A 24977-nucleotide genomic window follows, 5' to 3' on the forward strand; every position below is an offset into this window, starting at 1 on the left:
TCGTAAAAGTAACAAATAGGTCTGTGACCTTTTAATTAAATAATTGATAGATGAAAATTTTATTATTTCTTGTTATAACATCACTAATGCTTGGCATTATGTTGATTTTATCTGTTTTCAGAAAAATAGCATCTATGTCAGGTAAACACTCTTCATACTCAAAATATAATGCAAATAACCGAAATGCAAATTCTCCGGTACAGGATGATGTACCTAAGAAGATATTTTCAGAGAATGAAGGAGAGTATATAAAATACGAAGAGCTGAAAGATTAACTTTTACCTTCGAGTTAAAATAAAAAAGGATGTATCTATAAGATACATCCTTTTTTATTTGTGTGATTTTTGCTTTACTTCCGAAGCAAATCTTCGTATTGCTTATCATCACGGATGATTTCATAAGCTTTCTTGTAAATATCGCTGTAATCGTTTATAATTTTGAAATAGGTTGCCATATCGTACAAATCACGTGCCATCAAAGCTTTTATCTGCATAGCAAGGAACGGCTTCGCTTTTTCATATTCCTTTTCGTTAAATTCAACCTTTTCTTCTTCTCCGGCTGCAATTACCTTCTGCATGATTTCTTCTGAAATAGTATAGTTCTTGTAAAAAGATTCAGCATTCGGATATTTGGCAAGAATTTCTTTCCGGTTATTGTCAACCTCGTTATGAGATATTTTGAGTGTAACGCCTTTTCCTACTATTTGTCTTAAATACATAGGGTAAGCAGTTGTGTCTACCGGAACGAAATAGTCGGGCATAATACCTCCACCGCCGTATACTGTGCGTTTATTGATAAGAGTCTGATATTTTAGAGAATCAGGAAAATGTATGCTGTCAGCACTCATCATTTCTCCCTTATTGTATCGTTCTATAACATCCATTTCGTAAGCATCCTTGTCGCCACTTGTATATGGTTTCTGAATACAACGTCCGGTCGGGGTATAGTAGCGGGCTACGGTCAATCGTATCATCGATTCGTCGGGCAATGGTATTTGTCTTTGTACAAGACCTTTTCCAAAACTGCGGCGTCCAACGATAATTCCTCTGTCCCAGTCTTGTACAGCTCCTGATACAATCTCGCTTGCCGAAGCCGATCCCTCATTGATGAGGATTACTAGTTTGCCTTGCTCGAAAGAACCTTTAGCTGTTGCCGAATCTAGCTTTTTGGGTTGGCGCGATCCTTCTGTATATACTATTAATCGATCTTTTTCTAAAAATTCATCGGCTAACTCAATCGCAGCGGAAAGATACCCTCCACCATTATTCTCCAGATCGAGTATAAGGCTTTGCATTCCTTCAGCTTTCAGTTTTTTAGCAGCTTCCTGAAACTCCTTTGTGGTAGTTGCTCCAAAACGGCTCAATCGGATGTATCCTACATGCTTGTCTATCATATAAGCTGCATCTAAGCTATAGATAGGAATTTTTGCTCTTACAATTTTAAACTCGAGCAATTGAGGTTCTCCTTTACGCAATACCTTTACATTAACCGAAGTCCCTTTTGGACCTCTAAGGCGTGACATAATATCTTTATTGCTTCTTTTCACACCGGCAATCAGTGTGTCATTCACATATATGATTTTATCACCCGGTCTTATGCCTACTCTTTCGGAAGGGCCTCCCGATATAGTTTCTATAACATACAGCGTATCTGTCATCATATTAAAAGAGATACCTATGCCATCGAAGTTTCCTTCAAGCGGCTCATTCATTTCTTTTACTTCCTCGGCACTTGCGTAAGTAGAGTGGGGATCGAGTTTCTCCAAGAGCGCTCTGATGGCATCTTCCGAGAGCTTTTGATCATTAACTTCATCTACATACAGATTTTCTATAATTGCCATTGTTGTTGCAACTTTCTTTGAGCCTTCACTCATTCTTAATTGAGCAGAAGCTGTTGTTACAATAGCACAAATACAGAGTACGAATATTGTTGTTTTTTTCATATTAAGAGTTGTATTTATAAGCTTAAAGGCTTATATATTAAAATCTTATTTTAGTCTTGAATATCTAAATTCAATCCTTCCGGAACAAATTTACTGACATCATGATTGTATCTTAATAACTCGCGTACGATAGTAGAACTAATATGTGTTAGTTCTGGTTCAGTAAAAAGTATAAAAGTTTCAATTCCGGATATATTTCGATTCATGTCTGCGATGGTTTTCTCATATTCGAAATCATTCACAGAGCGTATACCTCTAACTATGAAATTTGCTCCGACTTCTTTCGCATAGTCTACCGTCAGGCAATCGTATGTTCCGACAGTAATGCGTGAATCATCTTTGTACAGCGAGCGGATCATGTTCACCCGCTTTTCTAATGAGAAATAACTTTTTTTGGAATCATTTACTCCAATAGCAATAACGATCTCGTCCATAAGGCCTAGAGATCGTTTTACTAAGGAATCATGACCAATGGTGAATGGGTCGAATGTTCCTGGGAAAATAGCTTTTTTTTTCATTCTTAATTTGCCATATCCGAAATGAATTTGATTCTGACCAATCGGATTTCATCTTCAGTATACATACCTAATTCGTCGATAGCATCAGCTAGAGAGTCAGATTCTGCTTCCTGAAAGTAGCTGAATATATCATCCATGTGATCTTCATCAATCACTTCGCGAAGGAAATAATCGATATTTATTTTTGTTCCCGAATAGACAATTGCCTCTACTTCATCAAGTAATTCGTGGAATTCTATTCCTTTTGATTCTGCTAAGTCGTCGAGTGCTACTTTACGATCTATTGCCTGTACAATTGCCACTTTAAGTTTCGACTTGTTTGCAACTGTTTTGACACGTAAATCCTCAGGACGTTCTATTTCGTTTTCTTCAACATGCTTTCTTATGATTTGAACAAACTCGTCACCATATCTCTTAGCTTTACCTGCACCTACACCCGGAATATTTTGCAATTCGTCGGTAGTTATAGGATAGATTGTTGCCATAGCTTCGAGCGATGGATCTTGGAAGATAACATAAGGAGGTACATTTAGCTTTTTAGCCATCTTCTTGCGAAGATCCTTCATAATAGAGAATAGTACAGGATCCACAGCAGAGCCGCCTCCGCCACCTTTCACTGCTACTTCATCCATATTACCATCATCATCCATATCTTCATCTTCGTCTGTCGATATTTTAAACGATACAGGCTTCTTCAAGAAATCTTTACCCTTTTTGGTTACTTTGAGCAATCCGTAGTTTTCTATGTCTTTATCAAAATATCCGGCAATTATGGCTTGGCGAATCAATGCATTCCATGTGTCCTCGTCAGTATCATCACCCGAGCCGAAAACTTCTAAATCTTGATGATTGTACGTCTCTATTTCTGATGTTTCTTTTCCTACCAGTATATTGATAACATACTCAGGTTTAAATTTTTCTTTTAATTCAATTACAGCTTCTAGGGCTGTTGATAATAAGTCTTTAGCTTCCACTTGTTTTTTAGGGTTTATACAATTGTCACAATTACCACAGTTCTTTACTTTATATTCTTCTCCAAAATAATGGAGTAATACTTTTTTACGACAAAGGGCAGTTTCGGCATAAGCAGCGGTTTCCATAAGTAATTGTTTACCTATTTCTTGCTCTGCAACCGGTTTGCCTTGCATGAATTTTTCTAATTTCTGCAAATCTTTGTATGAATAAAATGCTATACATCTGCCTTCGCCACCATCTCTGCCGGCACGTCCGGTTTCCTGATAATAGCCTTCGAGGCTCTTTGGGATATCATAATGTATAACATAGCGCACATCGGGTTTATCTATTCCCATCCCAAAAGCAATGGTTGCCACAATCACATCAACTTTCTCCATTAAGAAAGCATCCTGATTGTTGGAGCGTGTATTTGGGTCTAAACCTGCGTGATATGGGAGTGCATTAATATTGTTGGTCTGAAGTATTTCTGCAAATTCTTCCACTTTTTTGCGACTGAGACAATATATAATACCCGATTTATCACCTTGCGATTTGATATACTTGATGATATCTCTGTCTACATTATTCGTTTTTGAACGAACCTCGTAGAACAGATTTTCTCTGTTGAATGATGCCTTAAATACATCGGCATCAGACATTCCCAGGTTTTTTTGTATATCAAGTTGCACTTTTGGAGTGGCTGTCGCCGTGAGTGCTATAAGTGGATGTTTACCAATCTCTGCCACTATCGGACGAATTCGTCTGTACTCGGGTCGGAAGTCATGCCCCCATTCCGATATGCAGTGAGCCTCGTCAATAGCATAGAACGATATTTTTATCTGACTTAAAAATTCAATGTTTTCTTCTTTGGTCAACGACTCGGGAGCAACAAAAAGTAATTTTGTCTTCTTCGATAAGATGTCGTTTTTTACATTTTCAATAGCCGACTTATTGAGTGATGAGTTCAAGAAATGTGCTACACCATCCTCCTCGCTAAAGTTCCGCATGGCATCTACCTGATTTTTCATCAAAGCGATGAGTGGCGAAATAATTACTGCCGTTCCCTCCATCAACAGTGCTGGAAGTTGATAACATAATGACTTTCCTCCGCCGGTAGGCATCAGTACAAAGGTGTCCCTGCCATCCAGAATATTCTGAATGATCTCTTTTTGGTTACCTTTGAATTTATCAAAGCCAAAATGCTTTTTTAGAGCAATAATTAGCGTATCGTCTTGATTAGACATATTTAAACATCTCTAGGTCGTTTTATTTTATGAAGCTATGCAGCTATGTTTTAAACTTCAACCGAAAGTAGACTATTTTTTATGAAATAACCAAATTTATACAGCTTTTTTTAGCCTGTCTAAGTTCGATTTTCCTAATTGGTCCACTGCATATTCTTTAGTTATATGCAATTCTGTTTGTTTAGTAGATGGTATAGTGAACATCGAATCCATCATAATAGATTCTACAATCGACCGTAAACCACGCGCTCCAAGTTTATATTCTATTGCTTTATCCACCACATATTCGAATACATCTTCGTCAAATGTCAGATCGACATTGTCCATCTTGAATAACTTGATATATTGCTTGATGATAGAATTCTTAGGTTCGGTCAGTATCCGGCGTAATGCAACTCTATCTAACGGGTTCAAGTATGTGAGGATGGGTAACCGACCAATTATTTCGGGAATCAACCCGAAAGATTTTAAATCAACCGGAGTGATGTATTGCAACATGTTTTCGCGATCTACATCTGCTGTTTCCAACAATGATGCATAACCTACTACACGTGTGTTGAGACGCTGAGCGATTTTACGTTCGATTCCGTCAAAAGCACCACCACAAACAAAAAGAATGTTTTTTGTGTTTACAGCAATCATTTTTTGATCAGGATGCTTGCGTCCACCTTGTGGTGGCACATTTACTATCGAGCCTTCGAGTAGTTTTAGCAGACCTTGCTGTACACCTTCACCACTTACATCGCGTGTGATAGATGGATTGTCGCCTTTGCGTGCTATTTTGTCGATCTCGTCTATAAATACAATACCTCTTTCTGCGGCGGCCACATCATAGTCGGCAGCTTGTAGCAAGCGAGTTAAGATACTTTCTATATCTTCTCCTACGTATCCGGCTTCAGTTAGAACAGTTGCATCTACAATCGCAAATGGAACATGTAGTAACTTGGCAATAGTACGTGCTAAAAGCGTTTTACCTGTACCCGTAGGCCCTACGATGATGATGTTAGATTTTTCAATTTCTACATCGTCGTTACTATCTTCCTGTAGTATTCGTTTGTAATGATTGTATACAGCTACAGACAGATAGCGCTTGGCGTTATCTTGTCCTATGATGTATTGATCCAGATACTCTTTTATTTTCTTCGGATCGGGTAGCTTATTTTTGTCTAAACCGTGGGAGCCTGATTTCTTTGTGTCAAGACCTTCCTTTACAATCAGATATGCTTGCTCAACGCAGCTATCGCAAATTTCGGCAGACATTCCCGAGATAAGTAAGTTTACATCTTTCTCGCTTCGTCCACAAAAACTACAATGTGTGCTATTTTCTTTTTTTGCCATCTATTTTTAAGCAAATTGGTTATATAAGTAAAGTTAAATATAAATCTTATTCTGGTAAGGACAACAAATGCTTGTTATTGAGTAGAATAAAGTGCAAAAATAAATAAGGTCGCAGACCTTATTTATTTTTTAACAGTACGTCGTCGACCATACCATATTCTTTTGCTTCAGCCGAAGTCATCCAGTAGTCACGGTCAGAATCTGCCGCTACTTTCTCTATTGGTTGTCCGGAATGATCAGATATGATTTTGTAAAGTTCTTGTTTAACTTTACCTATCTCGCGTGCTGTGATCTCGATGTCAGATGCTTGTCCTTGTGCTCCGCCTAGTGGCTGATGAATCATTACACGTGAATGTTTCAATGCCGAACGTTTACCTTTTTCTCCGGCTACAAGTAATACAGCAGCCATAGAAGCAGCTATACCGGTACAGATAGTAGATACATTGCTGTTTATAAATTGCATAGTGTCGTAAATTCCATATCCTGCATAAACAGAACCTCCGGGAGAGTTGATATATATAGATATGTCTTTACCCGAGTCGGCCGAATCCAGATACAACAATTGTGCTTGGATTACATTCGCTGTATAGTCGTCTATCTGTGTACCAAGGAAGATAATCCTATCCATCATCAAACGAGAGAATACATCCATTTGTGCAACATTAAGTTGACGTTCTTCGATGATTGTCGGAGATATATAGCTACTTGTAAAACCTACGTAGTTGTCAAGAGCTAATCCGTTCATCCCAAGATGCTTTGTCGCATATTTTCTAAAATCATTATTCATAATCTTCTATTTTTATTTTTAATAATAGTATTGAATGTAGGATTAACAATTACCGTGCCAGCATATTGTGGCATAATGATAAGGTTTTGTAAAAGACATTTTCTTACCTAAACAAAGTTATAAATAAAAAATTGAAATAATGGGTAAATCTTTTCTTTTACCTTAATTATTAGCAGAAAAAAGAAAACGAGCAGGGATATAATTAACCTGCTCGTTTCTTATTATTTAGTATGCTGTGATTAAGCTTCTGTTTCCTCTGCTGTTTCGTTTCCGAAGAATTTACGGAATTCTTCAAGTGAAATTGCTTTTTCTGTTACACCTAGTGTTGATTTCAAACTTTCGATGATTTTGTTTTCCATTGCGCGGTCAACAAGATTACGAGCATTATCTTGGTTCTTCAACATGTCGTTAGCGTAATTCTCAACCATTTCGTCAGGAAGACCCATCATGCCGTATTGTGCAAATTGCGCACGCGCTGCTTGGATAGCAATGGCTTTAACGTCTTCGTTCTCTATTTTGAGGTCTTTGTCTTTTGCTATCTGCTCTTTGATTAGATGGAATTTCAAATCTTCTACAATTTTCGGATATTCAGCCTCTACCGATTCTGCTGTTCTTTCTTTTCCGCTGGCAATTAACCATCTTTTTAAGAATGCATCAGGGAATTCAATATCACCGGCTTTTTTCTCCAGTAATTCTTTTGCATCAAGCAAGAATTTGTAGTCACTGTCAGGAGTGAATTGTTGAGCAACAGTTTCTTTTACTTTTGTTCTGAATTCTTCTGCTGTTTTCACAGTGCCTTCGCCAAATATTTTGTCGAATAACTCTTGATCTAGGTCTGCTTCTTTATAACGGGTAACTTCTGTTACCTCGAAGCTAAATTCAGGAGAAATAGCTTCAACTGCATCTTTTTCGATATGAAGAAGTGATGCTATTTCAGTTTCGTTTCCTTCGTAAGCTTTACCCGGGTTGAATGTGATAACATCACCTGGTTTTACACCTACAAATTTAGCTTGCTCTTCAGCATCTTTTATATAAGAAGCCATAACAACACCAGCTTCTACTGAAATGCCATTTTCTTTTGCTTTGCCATTTTCCAACTCGGTGATTTTACCTTTAGTCAGGTCAGTTTCTTTAGCACCTTCGCTGATAGTTTCGTATTTGCCATAATTTGCCTTGTACGAATCTATTTGTTTTTCAACAAGCTCTTCATTTACGTTGATAGCGTAATATGTGATTTTATCCTTTTTAGTTAATGCAAGTTTGATTTCGGGAGCAAGAGCTATATCGAAAAAGAATTCATAATCTCCTTCAGTAGCAAAGTCAACAGGTTGTTGCTTTTCTTCATTTGGAAGAGGCTCGCCTAAAACGTTTAGTTTGTTTTCTTGGATATAATTGTATAACCCTTCGCCTACAAGTTTATTTACTTCTTCTGCAATGATAGATTTGCCATACATCTTTTTCACCATACCGGCAGGTACTGTTCCCGGACGGAAACCTGGTACATTTGCTTTCTTGCGGAAGTTTTTAAGTGAGCTTTCTACTTTTTCTAGATAGTCTTCTTTTGTAATGATTATTTGTAGAACAGCATTTACACTGTCAACATTTGTTAGAGATATATTCATCTTAACGGGTTTATGGGGTTAGTTTTTATTGTTTATCAAATCCAAACCAATCTAAAGGGCTGATTTATACAGATTATAATCAGTCATCCTTTTTTAGGTGGTGCAAAAATAGTCTTATTATTGTAATATTCAAAGTGAAATACCTATTTATTCATTCGATTTTAAGAAGAAATAATAAACGTAATGTATTATAAATATGTTTTGTAACATGTTTGTAAATAAAAAATATTAACTTTGTTTTCGATTGTATTTGATTCTAATAGTCATATTTCTTTATGGTGGCAGACAAGAGTGATGTAATTAGTCTATCGGAAAGCATTCCGGAGATATGGAATTTACTGAGCGACAAAGAGCGTGAGATTATTACTATAAACACAAGGATTCTTGAGTTTAAAAAGAATGAGGTGATCTACCGAGAGGAAGAAACCCCACAGGATCTTATGTGCTTGTGTAAAGGCAAGGTGAAGATATATAAAGAAGGAGTAGGAGGGCGTAGTCAGATAATCAGGATGATTAGGCCTACTCAATATTTCGGATACCGTGCTTATTTTGCCAATGAGCCTTATGTTACGGCAGCTTCGGCTTTCGAGTCGGCAACAATCTGTTTCATACCAATGAAAATTATAGAAGAATTAGTCTTGTCGAGTCCTCGATTGGGTATGTTCTTTATCCGCGAATTATCTACCGATCTGGGAATTGCTGACGAACGTGTTGTGAATCTCACTCAAAAACACATTAGAGGTCGTTTAGCCGAATCGCTGATATTTCTTATTGAAAGCTATGGCTTGGAGGAAGACGGTGCTACTATCAGTATTTACCTTTCCCGTGAAGATTTAGCGAGTTTGTCTAATATGACAACGTCTAATGCTATCCGTACTTTATCCACATTCGTGGAAGAGCATATTATTGCACTCGATGGACGAAAAATAAAAGTTATTGACGAAGAAAAACTTCGAAAAATAAGCAAAATCGGATGATTACCCGTCTCGTTCATAGATATCTTGATCATGGTTACAGGGAAGTCGACAGGTTTATAAACAGGCCTTTTGAAACCCAAAGTAAGGTATTAGATTATTTGCTCCGTAACGGAGAGCATACCTTTATTGGTCAAGAGTATGATTTCGTATCAATAAAAACAAAAGATGACTTTCGTAAGAAAGTTCCAGTTTTTCATTACGAAGATCTGCGTCCTTATCTGGACAAAATTATCATAGACAAACAGAATAATATCCTTTGGAATAAGCCGGTTAACTGGTTTGCCATGTCGTCGGGTACTACCGAAGATAAGAGTAAATATATTCCTGTTACCCGTGAGTCGCTCACTAAAGGGCATTATAAATGTGGCGAGCAAATGCTTTCTATTTATGCACAAGCCAATCGTGATGCTAAGTTCTTCTTTGGTAAGACGCTTGTAATGGGAGGTAGCAAACAGATCAATAATATTGGTGATAGTGTCTTCACCGGAGATATATCGGCTATCCTTATTCGCAATTTATACTTTTGGGCGAAGATGAGCCGTACTCCTGAGCATATATCATTGTTGCCCGATTGGGAGATTAAACTACAGGCCTTGACCGACTATGCGATTAAGCACGATATTCGTGCATTTATGGGTGTACCATCATGGTTGCTGGTTCTTCTAAAGAAGATTAAAGCAGATACAGGTCGTGAGTTGACCGATATATGGCCTAATCTCGAAGTGTTTTTTCACGGAGGGGTTAGTTTTACTCCATTCGAGGAGCAATATAAGAAGCTGATCCAGAAACCCGATATGTATTATTGGGAAACCTATAATGCTTCGGAGGGATTCTTTGGAGTTCAGTTTTCTAACGATTCTAAAGACTTGTTGCTTATGCTCGATAATAGCATTTATTATGAGTTTGTGCCGATGAATGAATGGGATTCGCAAAACCCTCATACATTGACTTTGGAAGAAGTTGAAGTTGGGCAGAACTATGCAATTCTTATTTCGACCAATGGTGGTTTATGGCGTTATATGATAGGCGACACGATCGAGTTTACGTCTACTAATCCGTATCTATTTCGAATAACAGGGCGCACGAAGAATTTCATAAATGCTTTCGGTGAAGAGATCATAATAGATAATGCCGAAAAAGCATTGGCTGAAGCATGTAAAGAAACAAATGCGCAAATAGCTGAATACACTGCTGCACCGGTTTATTTTGGTGATGAGAATACAGGAGCGCACGAGTGGCTTATAGAGTTTGCCGAAGAGCCGAATAATCTACATGCTTTTATTCAAGTGTTGGATGAAACCTTGAAAAAAGTAAATTCAGATTATGAAGCAAAACGTTCATATAATTTGTCTCTAGGAACTCCTATCGTGAAAAGTTTACCGAAGGGCACATTTAATGAATGGCTTAAGTTTATAGGCAAGTTAGGTGGGCAGAACAAAGTGCCGCGGCTATCCAATAATCGTGAGTATATTGATAAGCTTTTGGCTTTTATCGATAATAAATAGAAATATGATCTTTGTTATACAAGATGATATTTTACCTTTGACAAAACTTTTAGTGTAAACTGCGCTTCGAAAATATATTGAGTATATAGATATGTTGATAGTTTTATTGGTATGGGTTGCAATTACTAGTGTACTTCACTCATACGGTGCTTTTTTTATTCAGTTATATAACCGTATTTGTAATAAAGACGAGCAATACTCATTGTTGGATACATTCTTATTAGGCATTCCTTTTGTTTTGATTTTGTTATCAGCAGTTTCATTTTTCTTCCCGATAAATGTTATAGTAGTAGTTGTATTCCTCTTGTCTAGCCTTCTCTATAGTGCATTTCTGTGCAAAAAAACTTCTTTGTTTAGGAGAATAAGGGAATACTTTGAGAGTTATAGCCTGTTAGAAAAAATATTTTTATTTTTATTTGTTTTGCCGTTGGTTATTATTGTGGCTTGGGGAGCATCTAATTTCGATCCGGCATGCTACCACTATCAGAGTGTACGATGGATTGAAGAATTTGCCGCTGTGCCCGGGCTTGCAAATCTCGAAGAAAGGATAGGTTTCAACTCTAATTATCTTCTACTGAGTTCTCTTTTTACATTTCGTTTTTTATTGGTTGAACCTATATTTGCCATTCAGGGTTTGTTGAGTGTAGGTGTTTTTCTTTGGGTTTTTCACGAAATGGTAAAGAGTGGATATGAGCTGAGACGTTGTTTTTTACTTTTTCTTTATTTGCTATTCCTTTATTTAGGTTTTATCCATATTGGCGATTCTTCTACGGATATTGTGCCTAATCTAATCGTTTTCTACCTTGTCTCTAAGCTTATACTAGATCCGCAGATACTGAAAGGCAATATCTTATTATATACCGTCGTACTTATTACGTTGGCAACATTTAAACTGTCTATCGCCTTTATCGCATGTATCAGTCTGTTTGTCCTTATTACTCTATATAAGAATAAAGAAATAAAATCTCTTGTTTTTATGCTATGTGCGTCTTCTTTAATATTTGGTCTGTGGATGGCTCATAATGTTATAATCTCGGGATACTTAATTCACCCGATTTATGAAATAGATTTGTTCGATTTTGATTGGAAACTTCCAAGAGAGATTTCAATTATAGAGAGACGTTATATTCATGATGGTGCATTATGGCAATTAAAATATGTGTATCATGGGGCATTAACATTATTTTATGCGCCGTCGACACTTAAAATGCATTACTATTTTACGGCGCTAGTATATGTGCTTGCCGGAATATCGCCAATAGTCTTTCTATTTACTTTTTATAAAAAGGCGTGGAAAGAATCAATACCTCTGGTTTTAATTTATGGGGTATTGATGATATGCTTACTTGGAGGTTTCGTATCGACTCCTGATATAAGATTTGTTTCCGGTATATTGTTTTCTGTAATATTTCTATCTATTGTTCAGGTATTTAATGTGATAGACTGTACTCGTTTTATTAAAAAAAGAATTCTCTTTTTAGCTGTAATGTTATTGCCTTATTTATTTCTTGCAGCATTCTATTTGCAGGGTTTAGCTATACCGGCTTGCAATATGAGGACTGTTTTTAATACGGTTATAAGACCAAGACCCTTGCGTGAGAAAATCTGGTATCCGGAAGAGGTGCTTCAATATGATACTTTTAAATTGAATGATAATGTAGAGATTTATATAATTAAAGAACCTTCCGGCCTAGTTTTTCATAAATTCCCGAGTGTTCCTTATGATAGTGATATTCATCAATTTTGGAGATTCCAAAGTTATAAATCAATAGAGGCAAGAGGCACGAGTTTAAAGGATGGATTCAGAATGAAAAAAGGTCATTACGAATAAATAGCCACATAATATAAATAAGAAAGGATCGCTTTAAACGATCCTTTTCTTATTTTATGATTTGTTGTTTACAACAAGCTGGCGGCTTCTGAGTCAAGAAACCAATATAAATAACCGTGCTTAGGGTTTACCTTGGCTGCAGGATATTTCTCGCTGAACAAGTGTCTCTCTTTAATTATATCTCTTACTTTTTCTGCTTTATTCTTGCCGGTAGCTAAAAAAACTACGTATTGTGCATTATTAACTACCTTCCCCGTTATGCTGACGCGCTCCATGCCACTTTCAGGATGTTTTCCTACAACGCAGCTTTCGGGTCTGTCCCATAGTTCTATCTGGTCAGGGAATATCGATACAGTATGTCCATCATCACCCAAGCCGAGCATAATGATCTCGAAACAAGGAGTATTGTCACGTTGCAGGATTTTCCGTTGCAATATTTTATTATACCACTGTGCCTCTTCTTCAGATTCATTTTCACCATGTATACGGTATATACTCTTCGGTTTGAGTCTAGGTATCTTGTCGAAAAGATGCTCTTTAGTCATCCCGTAGTTATTCATTTTATTTTCTGGTGGAACACATCTTTCATCTCCCCAGAAGAATGATATACGCTCCCACGGAATTGATTCTTTGCAATGTTCTGCCCAATAATCGAATATAACCTTGGGGGTTGACCCTCCCGATAATGATAAGTTGACATGAGGGTAAACCTCTAGTAACTTCATTAAAAACTGACTGAAACCTTCACTTAAAGCCTCTGTGTCTTGAAATACTTTAATTTCTTCTTTTATCATAATTCACAATATATGCCATCATCAGATAGATTTTTACAAGGGTATCTCCACGTTAATTGCTCACCTTCTATAAGGTCGTCGGCACATGCCGGACCCCACGAGCCGGCGGGGTAGCCATAGAGTGGAGCATCAGGATTATTTTCCCAAAAGTCGATAAGTGGTTGTACAAATTTCCATGTAGATTCTAAAGCATCTCCACGAATATACAATGTAGAGTCACCAATCATACAATCGAGTAATAACCTTTCGTATGCTTCCGGTACATACATACCTTCCAGTTGAGTATAGTGGAAATCCATATTTACATTCTTAACCTGATAGCCGCTGCCGGGTACTTTCATTCCTGTTTTTAGAAGGATTCCTTCGTCGGGTTGAATACGGAGTACAAGTATGTTGCCATCATTACAAAACTCTTTATTCTCAATAAATAGATTTTGTGGTGTAGGTTTGAAATGGATAACGATTTCAGAAACGCGTGTCGGTAGCCTTTTTCCACTGCGAATATAAAATGGAACACCTCCCCATCTCCAGTTATCTATAAATAGTTTCATCGCAAAAAACGTATCAGTACGTGATTCTGGATCTACATCTTTTTCTTCACGATAACCTTTTGTGTAATTTCCTTTTATTTTGGAAGAAGTATATTGACCACGAATAACATTGTTAACTAAATCCTCCTTGCTCATTGGGCGTAGCGCCTGAAATACTTTTAGCTTTTCGTTGCGGATAGCGACCGAATCGATCGCCATTGGGGGCTCCATAGCCACAAGGGCTAATAGCTGGAGTAAATGGTTTTGAACCATATCGCGAAGTGCACCCGAATGGTCATAATAGCTACCACGATTCTCGACTCCAATACTTTCTGCAGCCGTAATTTCTATGTGATGGATGTAATTTCTGTTCCAAAGGGGTTCGTATATGCCATTGGCAAAGCGTGTTACCAATACATTCTGAACTGTTTCTTTGCCCAGATAGTGATCTATGCGATAAATCTGATCTTCTTCGTAATCTTTCATTAAAGACGCATTCAGGCTAATTGCCGTTTGAAGGTCAGTACCGAATGGTTTCTCTATAATTATACGCCTGAAATTACCTTCTTCTTTATTTAATCCCTGCTCTGCTAAATAGCGTGGAATCAAAGGATAAAGAGTTGGAGGAGTAGATAGATAAAATATATAATTTCCGGCTGTTTTATCAGTTTTGTCCAATTCAGCCAATCTGTCTTTTAATTTGCTGTATTCTTTTCCATCATCTGTATTTATGGCCAGATAATGAAGCATTTTGCAAAAGCTATCAAGTTCTTCATCAGAAGCGTCTTTTGCAGTTGCAAATTTCTTAACCCCTTCTTTCATTTTTTCACGAAACGAATCATCTGAAAAAGGAGAGCGAGCAACCCCTAGTACTGCAAAGTTAGCAGGTAATGAACCCTGTTTATGTAAATCGAATATTGCAGGAATTAATTTCCTGTATGTCAAATCGCCTGACGCACCAAAAATGACAAGCGCTTGGTCTTGTATCGGTTTTGATTTCATCTTGTATATGGTTGTTTTATATTTATATAACAGACTGACTACTAATTAAGCCATGTAAATGACTCAGATAATTAATTGTCTAAACTCTACGAAGTTACTTATTTTTTCATGATTCCAAGTTGAGTTTGTAGATTATTTTAAGAGGTTGTTGATTGTTAGTGTTGGTTGTCAATAATTTATGAGCGAGAATGTTTTATAAATTATATCTATAAAATGTGATGATTTATTTGATTTGCATATAATGGATGCTTTAAATTAGGACGAAATGAAAAAAAACTAGGCGATTAAACTTAGATGTGTCCTATGTTTTTAGCTAAAATCAAAAGGTAAACTGTGGGAATTTAGGTCGATGGTCTGAACTGTTTGTGGGTGTATGGATGGGTATTTGTTCAAGTATGATGGAATTACTGAACAATGGATTTTAAGAAAAGAGGTTTCAACGGAAGAATTAGATTTAGTTACTATGTGATGAGCGAAAAAAAGAGCTACCCAAATGGATAACTCTTTTTTTATATTGAGATTGAATCTTATTCAGAAACTACTTCAAAAGGTATTTCAACAGAAACCTCTTTGTGAAGTTTCGCGATTGCTTTGTAAGTACCTACTTCTTTAACAGCATCCTTGATAAGGATTGTTTTTCTGTCTACATTGTAACCCAGTTTTTCCAGGGCTTCTGAAATTTGGATATTAGTAACAGAACCAAAGATAGTACCTGTAGAACTTGTTTTTGCTCCTATCGATAGAGATACTCCTTCTAGTTTTGCAGCTAGAGCTTGAGCGTCTTCTTTTATTTTCGCTAGTTTATGAGCACGTTGTTTCAAGTTTTCAGCTAGAACCTTTTTTGCTGATTCAGTAGCTATAACACCTTTACCTTGGGGAAGAAGGTAGTTACGCCCGTAACCATCTTTTACGGTTACGATATCGTCCTTAAATCCTAGATTTAGAACGTCTTCTTTTAGTATAACTTGCATATCTTTTTCCTCCTTTTATTATTTCATTAAGTCTGTTACGTAAGGAAGCAAAGCCAAATGGCGAGCTCTCTTTACAGCTTGAGCGATACGACGTTGGAATTTCAAAGATGTTCCTGTAATACGACGAGGAAGAATTTTTCCTTGTTCGTTCAAGAATTTCTTCAAGAATTCAGGATCTTTGTAATCAATATACTTAATACCATTCTTTTTGAAACGGCAGTATTTCTTTTTTTTGACATCAACTGAAGGCGGAGTCAAATATCTGATTTCTGATTGCTGTGCCATAATTTAATTCTCCTTTACTTCTTCTTTTTTGGTTGATTTTAAACCTCTTCTCTTCACTGCATACTCGTGAGCAAATTTGTCTTGACGGAAAGTCAAGAAACGGATCACGCGTTCGTCGCGACGGAAGTTTGTCTCTAATTTAGCGATCACTGTCGGATCAGCTTCGAATTCTAGCATAGCGTAGAAGCCTGTAGATTTCTTCTGAATTGGATAAGCCAATTTGCGAAGTCCCCAGCTTTCTTCACTAACTATTTTCGCGCCCTCTTCTACTAGAAGAGCCTTGAATTTTTCTACCGCTTCCTTCATCTGAACGTCAGATAAAACGGGAGTCAAAATGAAAACGGTTTCGTAGTTGTTCATAATTAAATCTTAAATAAATATTAAACATATTCTCATTTCCGTAAAAATGAGGGTGCAAAGATAAGTGTTTTATCGGATTTTACAAACTTCAAAGTTAAAAAATATTGACCTGTTATTGTTTTACTATCTATAAATTATATCTTTACACTCAATTAACACCTAGTTATAATAAAATGGAATTAAACGAAGATCAGGACCTAGACCTCATCTTTCCTATCATTAATGGAAAGGTTTCAATGGCGATAAACAGAATGATGTACCGAAACTTTAGAAAAGAAGGGTTGGACATCACGCCCGAGCAATGGACTGTCCTTGCTTTTTTGTGGCGCGAAGATGGGGTAACCCAACAAACATTGTGCAATTCTACATTTAAGGATAAGCCAAGTATGACGAGATTGATAGACAATTTGGTAAAACAAAACTTGGTTTATCGCAATGCTTCTGTCAAAGACCGCAGGTCTAATTATATCTTTTTGACTGACACTGGGAAATCTATAAAAGAGAAAGCTCGAAAAGCGCTATTCGATACAATGAATGCCGCTTTAGCGAGAATTGACGAGGAAGGTTTGCAACAAGTGCGTAGTATATTATCCATCGTTTTTGGTAACATCAGAGAAGCTTTGGACGAAAGATGAGTTCTACTCGTTTATCAATAGGTCCATGTGAATGGGCAGGTGATCACTTGTGCCTCCCAGATATTTATATCCAACATAAGTTCTGAAAGGCTTTTTATTTCCATACTTTACATCATTTTCCAGCAAAAAATCAGCAGAGTAGATTGTCGCAGTTCTGTCTTTAATTCTCACTTTGGTGTCGACATTTAATAAGTTACCACTAACGACAAACTGATCGAGATAATTCCATTTGCCACGATATTTGTAAGTTCCCTGGCTTTTATCATCGATCTTGTGAAGAAACATATTATAGAGTTCTTTCGAGGAAGCGGTTGACTCTATACTCTGTGCTCGCAGCGTTTCAATCATGCTGATATCATTCGGATAATCGTTAAAGTCTCCCATTATAATAATATTGGCTTTTTTACGGATACGGAAAAGACTATCGCTTTTTTGCTTTAATAACTGGGCACAGTTTACTCTGAATGGTCTGGTTTTCTTTATTCCTTCGGTGCGGGATGGGAAATGGCAGACGAATATATCGAGGGTATCTCCACTAATAACTTTTCCTGTGATATGCAATATATCACGTGTTGTTCTGTCTTTTTCATCTAATACAGGAGTGTATGTATTTTTTTTAAGAATCCTTATCTGATCTCGTTGATATAATAATGCTACATTAGAGCCTCGCAAGTCTTTCGATTTGGTTATGATATATTCGTATTTCTCTTTTTTTAGATTAGCTTTTTGGGTAAGATCATGTAATACAGAGTCATTTTCCACTTCGCAAAGTCCAACTAAAGCTGGTGCAATACCATTGCCTACCGATGTTATGACTTTACTTATATCATTCAGTTTCTTCCAATATCTATAACTTGTCCAGTGGAGGTTTCCCGCAGGTGTAAGGTCATCATCATTTGTTTTAGGATTATCCTTTATATCATACAAATTCTCCACATTGTAAAACATGACACGAAATTTATTCTGTGCCTGTATTTCAATTAGACAAAAGAAAATTAGATAAAAGAGTATTCCGAATTTTATCATTTTAGTTTGCAACCCATTCATAGCAGCCTATATCGGGATTTGAATCACTAAGGCGCGATCTGCCAATTAAATCGAAAGGAGCTTTTATAGAGAATGTCTTATCTGCTTTATTAATCGCAGGAGATGATGGTTCTAATTGAAAATCAAATACGTAATTACCTTCATAATTCAGATTCCTGAATAGGGGGTCTTCATTCCATATTGTATTAGCAAATTGTGGATCAATTGTTTGTGGTGACTTGACCAAGCAATTTGTAAATTGATAGACGAAAGGTACGGTATTTGTGCCACTTAGATTGATCTCGTTGCTTACCGAGCCATAAATAATCGAGTTGATTATATCGCATTGACTAAGAGGTAATGCTTTGGATAGCCCGAGAGTATTTTTTATTATTAAAGCTTCTTTCTGTCTAGGCGACCATGCGTAATAATTGGCAATAGTGCAATGTAGAAAACTATATTTCCCTCCGTTTAATTCTAAAGCAGCTCCTTTCGAATTGACGAATAAACAGTTTTGTGCATCTATGTCGCAGTTGATAGCAAGCACACCATTTTCCGAATTATTCTGGACAACCGTATTTATCAAAGAGGCTTTTTTGATAGTAGGCTGAGATTCTAAAAAAATCATTCCATTAGTTGCATTTCGAGTATTGAAATTTTTTAGGTAATTATTGTAGCTGCTTGAAGAAAAGTATATACCATCCCATTGTCCTGAAACATTATTGTACGAAATATCTCCTTCTATATTATCGAAGCGGTCTCCTCTCAATACGATAGGTTGGTTTGTAGTTCCTTGTGCATTTAATGTCCCATGAATAATTAAAGAGGCATTGCGACGAAAAAAGAATTTAGTACCTTCCTTCACATTCAGTGTTACACCCTCTTTTACTACTAACGAATCATAAATCAAGAACGGCTTTTTGTTGGTAAGTGTCGTATCCGTTGCGATTGTTTTGCCTTTCCAGATATAGACATCTTGTCCGATAGCTTCGAGATGAACATATTGCGTATTTCCATTTGTGACAAAACGGATAGAATCTTTGATTATGGTCTGGCTGTTTGTTTTCGGATTTACAGTCACTTCAACAAATGCAAAAAGACTGTCGTTTCTCAGAATTGGTACATCCGAAAAACTAGTGCCTCTTTGCCCGTCTATATTTATTCTGAAACCACTAACTGATGCATTAACCAATTCTATAGATTGAATAGTCAACGAATTATTATTCCTGTTAAATATTTTAAACTGTCTGGTCGTTGAGCCAATAGACGAAAAAACAGTATCGAATTGTACTGAACTCGTCGAAAATTCTAATTTGAGTTTTGAATCGGATGAAAAATTATCATTGTCATCGCATGCCCAAAAATAAGAACAGCAAATAGTTATTAGAATAATATAAAATAGTTTTCTCACAAATTATTTAGTTTTTTAGCTGCACACACCATCAATAGAACACGATTGTCCGCTAATGATATCACCTCTTTCGTTAGAAACACCATTCTGTTCCCATTCATCATACGATTTTTTCAATACCTTTAAATATTCTTCGGAGGCAATAGAGCCTTGAACAATATGTTTATTATTGAATAGATAGAACGGAATATATTCCAAATTTAGCTCATTTTCGCTATACTCAATATCTTTCTTTATATCATTAATGTATTTATCGCTATCAAGCATCTTTATTATCTGGTCTTGACTTAGTCCTACTTCCACGCCTAGCTCTATAAGAACCGATCTGTCGCTTATATCTTCGCTATCCACAAAGTACGCTTTGAAAAGCACCTCTTCGGCTTCTGTCGCTAACCCCGATTCTTTGGCTAGTTTTATCAGTCGCAGGGCATCGGATGTATTTGCAACAACAAGCTGGTCAAAGTTATAATCTAGACCCACTTCTTTCGCTAGCTTAATAAGTTCGATATGATCTTCCTTTATTGCGGCTTCAGTCGTATTATGGGTTTCGGCAAAGTATTGATAAAATGTCTTGTCTAAAGCCTTTTTGGGAAGCTCCGGATTTAGTTCGTAGCTATGCCATACAAGTTCTACTTTGTCCTTATGAGGAAATTGAGCCAGAGCTTTTTCTAATTTGCGTTTTCCTATATAACAATATGGACAAGCTATGTCTGACCATATTTCTATCTTCATTTTATCCATAATTATTCTTATTTGTATGATTTTAGTTTTCTGATTGATGCTGTGTTGTTTAGATCGAATAAAGTAACAAAGGTAACACTTTTATGTTGTTTTTTGATTGTCACTTAGTGTTACTTAAGATTATTTATTTTCATTGAGTATGTAACCCTTATTATAGATAAAACCCGAAGTATTTATACTATAAGAGGCCCCTGCTTTCGTATAAAACGCTTTCAAAGACTAAAAGATCCTTGTTTTGCAGAAATTAACCTTTTAATAGCGATGCAGTAGACGGCCTTTGTTTATTCGAATTATTATTAAATATATAGTGCAAAATCTACAATTATTTTACATCTCATTTATCTATATATATAGAAAACTAATGAATAAGAATAAATGAGAGTAGTACAAACACTATGGAATGGAAATAAAGACATTTTGAATGATGATTTTGGCTGGGTAAGCTCACAATATCATTTAATGTCGTGGGCTTTGAGTTGCTTAAGTCTGAAAGAAAACTATGAAAAAGTTGTCTTATACACAGATTATGCCGGCTATAATATTCTGGGTAAACTTTTAAAATTGCCTTATTCCGAGATCATTATTCAATACGACAATCTTTCTTGTCCTGAACACCATTGGGCATACCCTAAGTTACTAACGTATTCTCTTCAGAAAAAGCCATTTATACACATCGATGGGGATGTTTATTTACCTAAAAGGCTGGGAGTAAAAATGGAAACAGATGGGCTAATTGCACAGAACAGAGAAATAGGTACCGATTACTATAAGAATATGATGGATGGAATCTTACAAGAAGATATAATTATTCCTGACTTTTTGAAAGAAGTGCTAAAAAAAGATTCCATTCCATCCTACAATGCCGGAATAATCGGAGGAAACGATATTCAGTTTATACAAAAATATTGTCGGACTGCTTTCGACTTTATAGAAGGTAATCGATTAAACGACATTAATCGTAAAAATGTCAATGTCAATTATAACATTCTTTTCGAGCAGATATTATTTTATGCTCTTTCAGAAAAATCGAACAAGGCTGTTACAACTGTGCTTAACCATAGTGTACAAGATAATGGATATACTTATCATGAATTTTGTGATTTTTATTCTTATGATAAATATAGTCTGATGCATATTATTGGTGGGCACAAAAGGAATGCGAAGATTTGCGAATTACTCGGCCGGACTCTATTGAATAAATATCCGGAATATTATGAGAGAATTACAGACCTGTTCCCGGCACATAATAAACGACTTCAGCCCAAAGAAACAAGACAATTGATTTTACCCAATCTGACAAAACCGATGGGAATAACTTCTTACCAAGATTATTTAAACAATTTATCTATAAAATGGAAGGATATCCCAGATAGTTATTTATTCGATTTAGATAAGCAATCGTGCAACTATTTTGAGTTTTTAAATAAATCGAAGGGCGATAGACTTCTTGTCGTAATCAAGAGCAATCCACATTTATCTATATACGAAATTGGGGATGATTGGACATCAGAAACAAAACTACTAATAAAGGAAAAAATAAATAAGAATTATGCTTCATCTCATTTTGACATAGCATGTATTCCGTGCTTATCCACTGATGGGTTAAAAGAAGTCCTTATAAATGATTTGGCATATAATATTCTGATTCTTCTGAAGATCAGTAAAACTTTTGAATGCTTATTTGAGGAATTGCAGCAATGTTTTTATCCTGAAATTGAAAAAGATAAAAGTCTTATTTATAATGTTATGGTAGCAGAATTAGAATATCTATTTTATAACAAACTGATTATTTGTTCGTATCCGAATTGATAAATGACTTATTAATAAATAGCAATACCATCATATCTAAAAAGTTAACCGCATATGGATATAAAAAATATAATAGAGCTTTTTTTAGGACAGTTAAAAATAAAATACACAAAAAGCTATTTGAATAAACTTTATGATGAACATCCATACAAAAACACGCTTTTCGGTATTTCAGATATTTTATCGAAGTATAATCTGAAAACAACAGGACTTCAGATAAACACAGATGAAAATATGGGTGAACTTAATACTCCTTTTATAACAGGTATCAATAATAAATTTGCTGTTGTATCTAAAATCACCAATGATAATGTTCAATATTTAGGGGAAAATGATCGTAAAACAATCCCGATTAATGATTTCTTAAATCGCTGGAATGGCACCATACTGATCGCCGAACAGAACAATGAGTCAATAGAACCAAACTACTCACAACACAAGAGGGTAGAGACATTCAATTTCCTACGTAATAAAGTACTTCTGATCTCCATTGTTTTATTATCGATATTGGGGATTATATCTGGCCAGTCGTACTCCGATATTGGATTCTTAATGTTGCTGTCAATAAATGCAGGAGGGGCTTATGTCGGTTATTTACTTTTACAAAAACAAATGCATATCTCTAACAATCATGCAGATAAAATTTGCTCATTACTAAAACATGGGTGTAATAGTATTTTAGATTCATCTGCTGCCAGAATTATGGGAGTTATCGGTTGGAGCGAAATTGGATTCGGCTACTTTCTTTCCAATCTATGTGTTTTGCTTTTTTTCTCCTCTTTTAATCCTTATTTAGCTTTAATTAATTGCTGTGCCCTCCCTTATAGTTTATGGAGTATTTGGTATCAGAAATTTATTGCTAAAGAATGGTGCCTTCTATGTCTTATTGTACAAGCTCTCCTCTGGCTGTCATTCATTATAAATCTGGTATTTGATTACATATATGTTCCCCAGTTATCCTTTTTTGCAATTTTTATTGTTGGATGTCTTTTTATTATGCCATCGGCCATAATTAATATACTGCTACCCTATTTTATAGATAAGAAGCAATTGAAAGCAGTACAACTAAGATATAGTAGTATAAAAATGGATGCAGGAGTATTCGAATCCAAGTTAAAAGTACAACCGTATTATGAAGTAAATAGAGACATATCTCAAATTTTATGGGGTAATAAGGATGCTGAAACGCTTGTAACCCTTGTTACCAATCCTCATTGTGGATCTTGTGCAGCTATACATCAGCAATTAGATAATTTATTAGACAGAGTAGGGGATAAAATATGTGTTCAGTATATACTCACGTCTTTTTCAGAAGAATTAGAGTCCAGTGCAACTTTTCTTACGGCTGTTTATCTGTCTGATGAAATAAAGCCCGATGAGAAAAGAGAAATCTTCAATCGATGGTTTAGCCATGGAAAAAATAATAGACAAGATTTTTTTGATAGATATGATTTTGATATCACGAGTCAAACTGTCTTAGACGAAATAGAGAGTCATCGAAGATGGTGTAAAACTGTCTCTTTGAAGGGTACGCCTACTATAATCATGAATGGTCATGAATTACCCGAAGGATACAATATAGATGATGTCGCCTATTATACAGATTTAGCTACAAATAAATAAAAATAAACCTTTTGTTAAGTTGTAAACAAAAGAAGCAGCTGCAAACAATTGAACCTACAACACAATAATTAAACATTAAAAGAAATGGAAAAATTAAAAAAAATCAAAGTCTTAAATGAGCAAGAGCTAAAAACATCAATGGCGGCCTCTAGTGCGGCCGATAATTTGAAGTCGGGGTCATTCTATGGAGTTTCTTGCCCTACTGGCGATTATGTTGGATGTCAGTATAATAACTATTATACAATACATAGTTCCCTAGTCGAAGGAACGCTTAAGCCTGTAGGTGTTACATGTGATAGCGGCAGTGGAGTATACTGTCCTGGATATTCAGGTTCAGGCTCAGGTTCAGGCTCAGGCTCGGGTTCTGGTTCTGGTTCTGGTTCTGGTTCTGGTTCAGGCTCAGGCTCAGGCTCAGGTTCAGGTTCGGGCTCAGGCTCTGGTCTAAAGAACTGTAGTGAAATCGCTCTATTTGGATCAGGAGCAAAGAGTGTCTCACTACGTCCTTATTCCTATCACATTAATTTAAATATGAGAGACGACTTTCCCAACGAAGAACCGCAAAATTGGGGGCTGTGCTTTGCAGCTTGTGTTCAGCAAATGCATCTAAAATTGGGTATCTATGGAGATAGGCCAGATTCTTTCCTGAGGAAATTTATGGAAATTGTTAAAACAAGCGATAGCTATGAACATAGAAAACGATATGGCTTTACCCCTTACGAGCAAGAGAAAATCCTGTCATATTATTTCGAAGCGAACAAATCTTATGAGTGTTTGCACCCTCTATCTTTTTTATTTAATGATAGATGTCTTTTTGCCATGCTAAAAGATTCAAGTGGTGCAAGTAGCCGTCAGGTCCTTGTTGCGGGATATGATGAAACTCGCCCTTCCGAGAAATATGAGTTAACTCTTACTTATTGGGATCCGGCAGATACCAAAAATCTTAAAACAGCTTTAATTCAGAATTTCGATGAATTTTATTTCATTGGAGTTGCGAAAAAGAGATAACAAAAAGCTGATTACACAAACTCTAGTTTGGTAACAACTATTTAAATTTTAAAAAAGCGGGTTGATG

Annotated in this window: 22 protein-coding genes; 8 read left to right on the plus strand and 14 right to left on the minus strand. The window is 36.1% G+C overall.

The genetic code is table 11. The annotated features are described in order from the left end of the window. Positions 1–50: 50 nt before the first annotated feature. Positions 51–275 carry a DUF4834 family protein gene (locus tag G7Y56_RS00805; RefSeq protein ID WP_165040290.1) on the plus strand — a complete coding sequence of 75 codons (225 nt, stop codon included), beginning with the start codon at positions 51–53 and terminating at the stop codon, positions 273–275. Positions 276–349: 74 nt separating this feature from the next. Here the strand turns inward: G7Y56_RS00805 and G7Y56_RS00810 are convergent, their stop codons facing one another. From G7Y56_RS00810 to tig, 6 genes are all read right to left on the minus strand, one after another. Next, positions 350–1942, minus strand: a complete 1593-nt coding sequence (locus G7Y56_RS00810; RefSeq protein WP_165040292.1) for a S41 family peptidase — start codon at positions 1940–1942, stop codon at positions 350–352. A gap of 50 nt (positions 1943–1992) precedes the next feature. After that, positions 1993–2460, minus strand: coding sequence for a pantetheine-phosphate adenylyltransferase (gene coaD / locus G7Y56_RS00815; protein ID WP_165020427.1), 468 nt, complete (start codon positions 2458–2460; stop codon positions 1993–1995). Positions 2461–2462: 2 nt separating this feature from the next. After that, positions 2463–4658, minus strand: a complete 2196-nt coding sequence (gene recQ / locus G7Y56_RS00820) for a DNA helicase RecQ (RefSeq protein WP_165020428.1) — start codon at positions 4656–4658, stop codon at positions 2463–2465. Between the two features lie 96 nt (positions 4659–4754). Then, positions 4755–5996 (minus strand): ATP-dependent Clp protease ATP-binding subunit ClpX, encoded by a 1242-nt coding sequence (clpX, locus tag G7Y56_RS00825; protein WP_165020429.1) that lies wholly within the window; start codon positions 5994–5996, stop codon positions 4755–4757. Positions 5997–6114: 118 nt separating this feature from the next. After that, a complete protein-coding gene (gene clpP, locus G7Y56_RS00830; RefSeq protein WP_165020430.1) occupies positions 6115–6783 on the minus strand; it encodes an ATP-dependent Clp endopeptidase proteolytic subunit ClpP in 669 nt (222 codons plus the stop codon). 239 nt (positions 6784–7022) lie between these two features. Next, entirely contained in the window at positions 7023–8405 is a 1383-nt protein-coding gene (tig, locus tag G7Y56_RS00835) for a trigger factor (RefSeq protein WP_165040294.1), read from the minus strand. 275 nt (positions 8406–8680) lie between these two features. Between tig and G7Y56_RS00840 the strand changes: the two genes are divergently transcribed. From G7Y56_RS00840 to G7Y56_RS00850, 3 genes are all read left to right on the plus strand, one after another. Beyond that, positions 8681–9382: a Crp/Fnr family transcriptional regulator gene (locus G7Y56_RS00840; RefSeq protein WP_165020432.1), complete on the plus strand. Its 702-nt coding sequence runs from the start codon at positions 8681–8683 to the stop codon at positions 9380–9382. Then, a complete protein-coding gene (locus G7Y56_RS00845; protein WP_165040296.1) occupies positions 9379–10887 on the plus strand; it encodes a GH3 auxin-responsive promoter family protein in 1509 nt (502 codons plus the stop codon). The genes G7Y56_RS00840 and G7Y56_RS00845 overlap by 4 nt, the downstream gene beginning before the upstream one ends. Positions 10888–10978: 91 nt before the next feature. Further along, positions 10979–12718, plus strand: a complete 1740-nt coding sequence (locus tag G7Y56_RS00850; RefSeq protein WP_165040298.1) for a hypothetical protein — start codon at positions 10979–10981, stop codon at positions 12716–12718. Positions 12719–12786: 68 nt separating this feature from the next. Here G7Y56_RS00850 and pgl read toward each other — a convergent pair whose 3' ends face one another. The 5 genes from pgl to rpsF form a co-directional block, all read right to left on the minus strand. Continuing rightward, complete coding sequence (pgl, locus tag G7Y56_RS00855) at positions 12787–13512, minus strand: 6-phosphogluconolactonase (RefSeq protein ID WP_165020435.1); 726 nt, start codon at positions 13510–13512, stop codon at positions 12787–12789. Then, on the minus strand, positions 13509–15044 hold the full coding sequence (gene zwf / locus G7Y56_RS00860) for a glucose-6-phosphate dehydrogenase (protein ID WP_165020436.1): 1536 nt from the start codon (positions 15042–15044) through the stop codon (positions 13509–13511). Before zwf ends, pgl begins: the two co-directional genes overlap by 4 nt. 527 nt (positions 15045–15571) lie before the next feature. Then, the gene (gene rplI / locus G7Y56_RS00865) at positions 15572–16015 is read right to left on the minus strand and encodes a 50S ribosomal protein L9 (RefSeq protein WP_165020437.1); all 444 of its coding nucleotides are present in this window, start codon (positions 16013–16015) and stop codon (positions 15572–15574) included. Between the two features lie 18 nt (positions 16016–16033). Beyond that, complete coding sequence (rpsR, locus tag G7Y56_RS00870) at positions 16034–16303, minus strand: 30S ribosomal protein S18 (protein ID WP_185153912.1); 270 nt, start codon at positions 16301–16303, stop codon at positions 16034–16036. Further along, complete coding sequence (rpsF, locus tag G7Y56_RS00875) at positions 16304–16660, minus strand: 30S ribosomal protein S6 (RefSeq protein WP_165020439.1); 357 nt, start codon at positions 16658–16660, stop codon at positions 16304–16306. It abuts the gene before it with no gap. 173 nt (positions 16661–16833) lie between these two features. Between rpsF and G7Y56_RS00880 the strand changes: the two genes are divergently transcribed. Further along, the gene (locus G7Y56_RS00880) at positions 16834–17295 is read left to right on the plus strand and encodes a MarR family winged helix-turn-helix transcriptional regulator (protein WP_165040300.1); all 462 of its coding nucleotides are present in this window, start codon (positions 16834–16836) and stop codon (positions 17293–17295) included. Positions 17296–17298: 3 nt separating this feature from the next. Here the strand turns inward: G7Y56_RS00880 and G7Y56_RS00885 are convergent, their stop codons facing one another. From G7Y56_RS00885 to G7Y56_RS00895, 3 genes are all read right to left on the minus strand, one after another. Beyond that, positions 17299–18243 (minus strand): hypothetical protein, encoded by a 945-nt coding sequence (locus tag G7Y56_RS00885; RefSeq protein ID WP_165040302.1) that lies wholly within the window; start codon positions 18241–18243, stop codon positions 17299–17301. Positions 18244–18322: 79 nt separating this feature from the next. Continuing rightward, positions 18323–19732 (minus strand): choice-of-anchor Q domain-containing protein, encoded by a 1410-nt coding sequence (locus G7Y56_RS00890; protein WP_255498600.1) that lies wholly within the window; start codon positions 19730–19732, stop codon positions 18323–18325. 15 nt (positions 19733–19747) lie between these two features. Further along, positions 19748–20473 (minus strand): DsbA family protein, encoded by a 726-nt coding sequence (locus G7Y56_RS00895; RefSeq protein ID WP_165040304.1) that lies wholly within the window; start codon positions 20471–20473, stop codon positions 19748–19750. Between the two features lie 375 nt (positions 20474–20848). On the opposite strand from G7Y56_RS00895, the gene G7Y56_RS00900 reads away from it, so the two are divergent. From G7Y56_RS00900 to G7Y56_RS18445, 3 genes are all read left to right on the plus strand, one after another. Then, positions 20849–22282: a DUF6734 family protein gene (locus G7Y56_RS00900; protein WP_165040306.1), complete on the plus strand. Its 1434-nt coding sequence runs from the start codon at positions 20849–20851 to the stop codon at positions 22280–22282. Positions 22283–22336: 54 nt separating this feature from the next. Then, the gene (locus G7Y56_RS00905) at positions 22337–23905 is read left to right on the plus strand and encodes a thioredoxin domain-containing protein (protein WP_165040308.1); all 1569 of its coding nucleotides are present in this window, start codon (positions 22337–22339) and stop codon (positions 23903–23905) included. A gap of 138 nt (positions 23906–24043) precedes the next feature. Beyond that, positions 24044–24910: a hypothetical protein gene (locus G7Y56_RS18445; protein WP_185153966.1), complete on the plus strand. Its 867-nt coding sequence runs from the start codon at positions 24044–24046 to the stop codon at positions 24908–24910. Positions 24911–24977: the final 67 nt, after the last annotated feature.

Source organism: Dysgonomonas sp. ZJ709, assembly GCF_011039195.1.
In the GTDB taxonomy this organism is placed as follows: Bacteria; Bacteroidota; Bacteroidia; order Bacteroidales; family Dysgonomonadaceae; genus Dysgonomonas.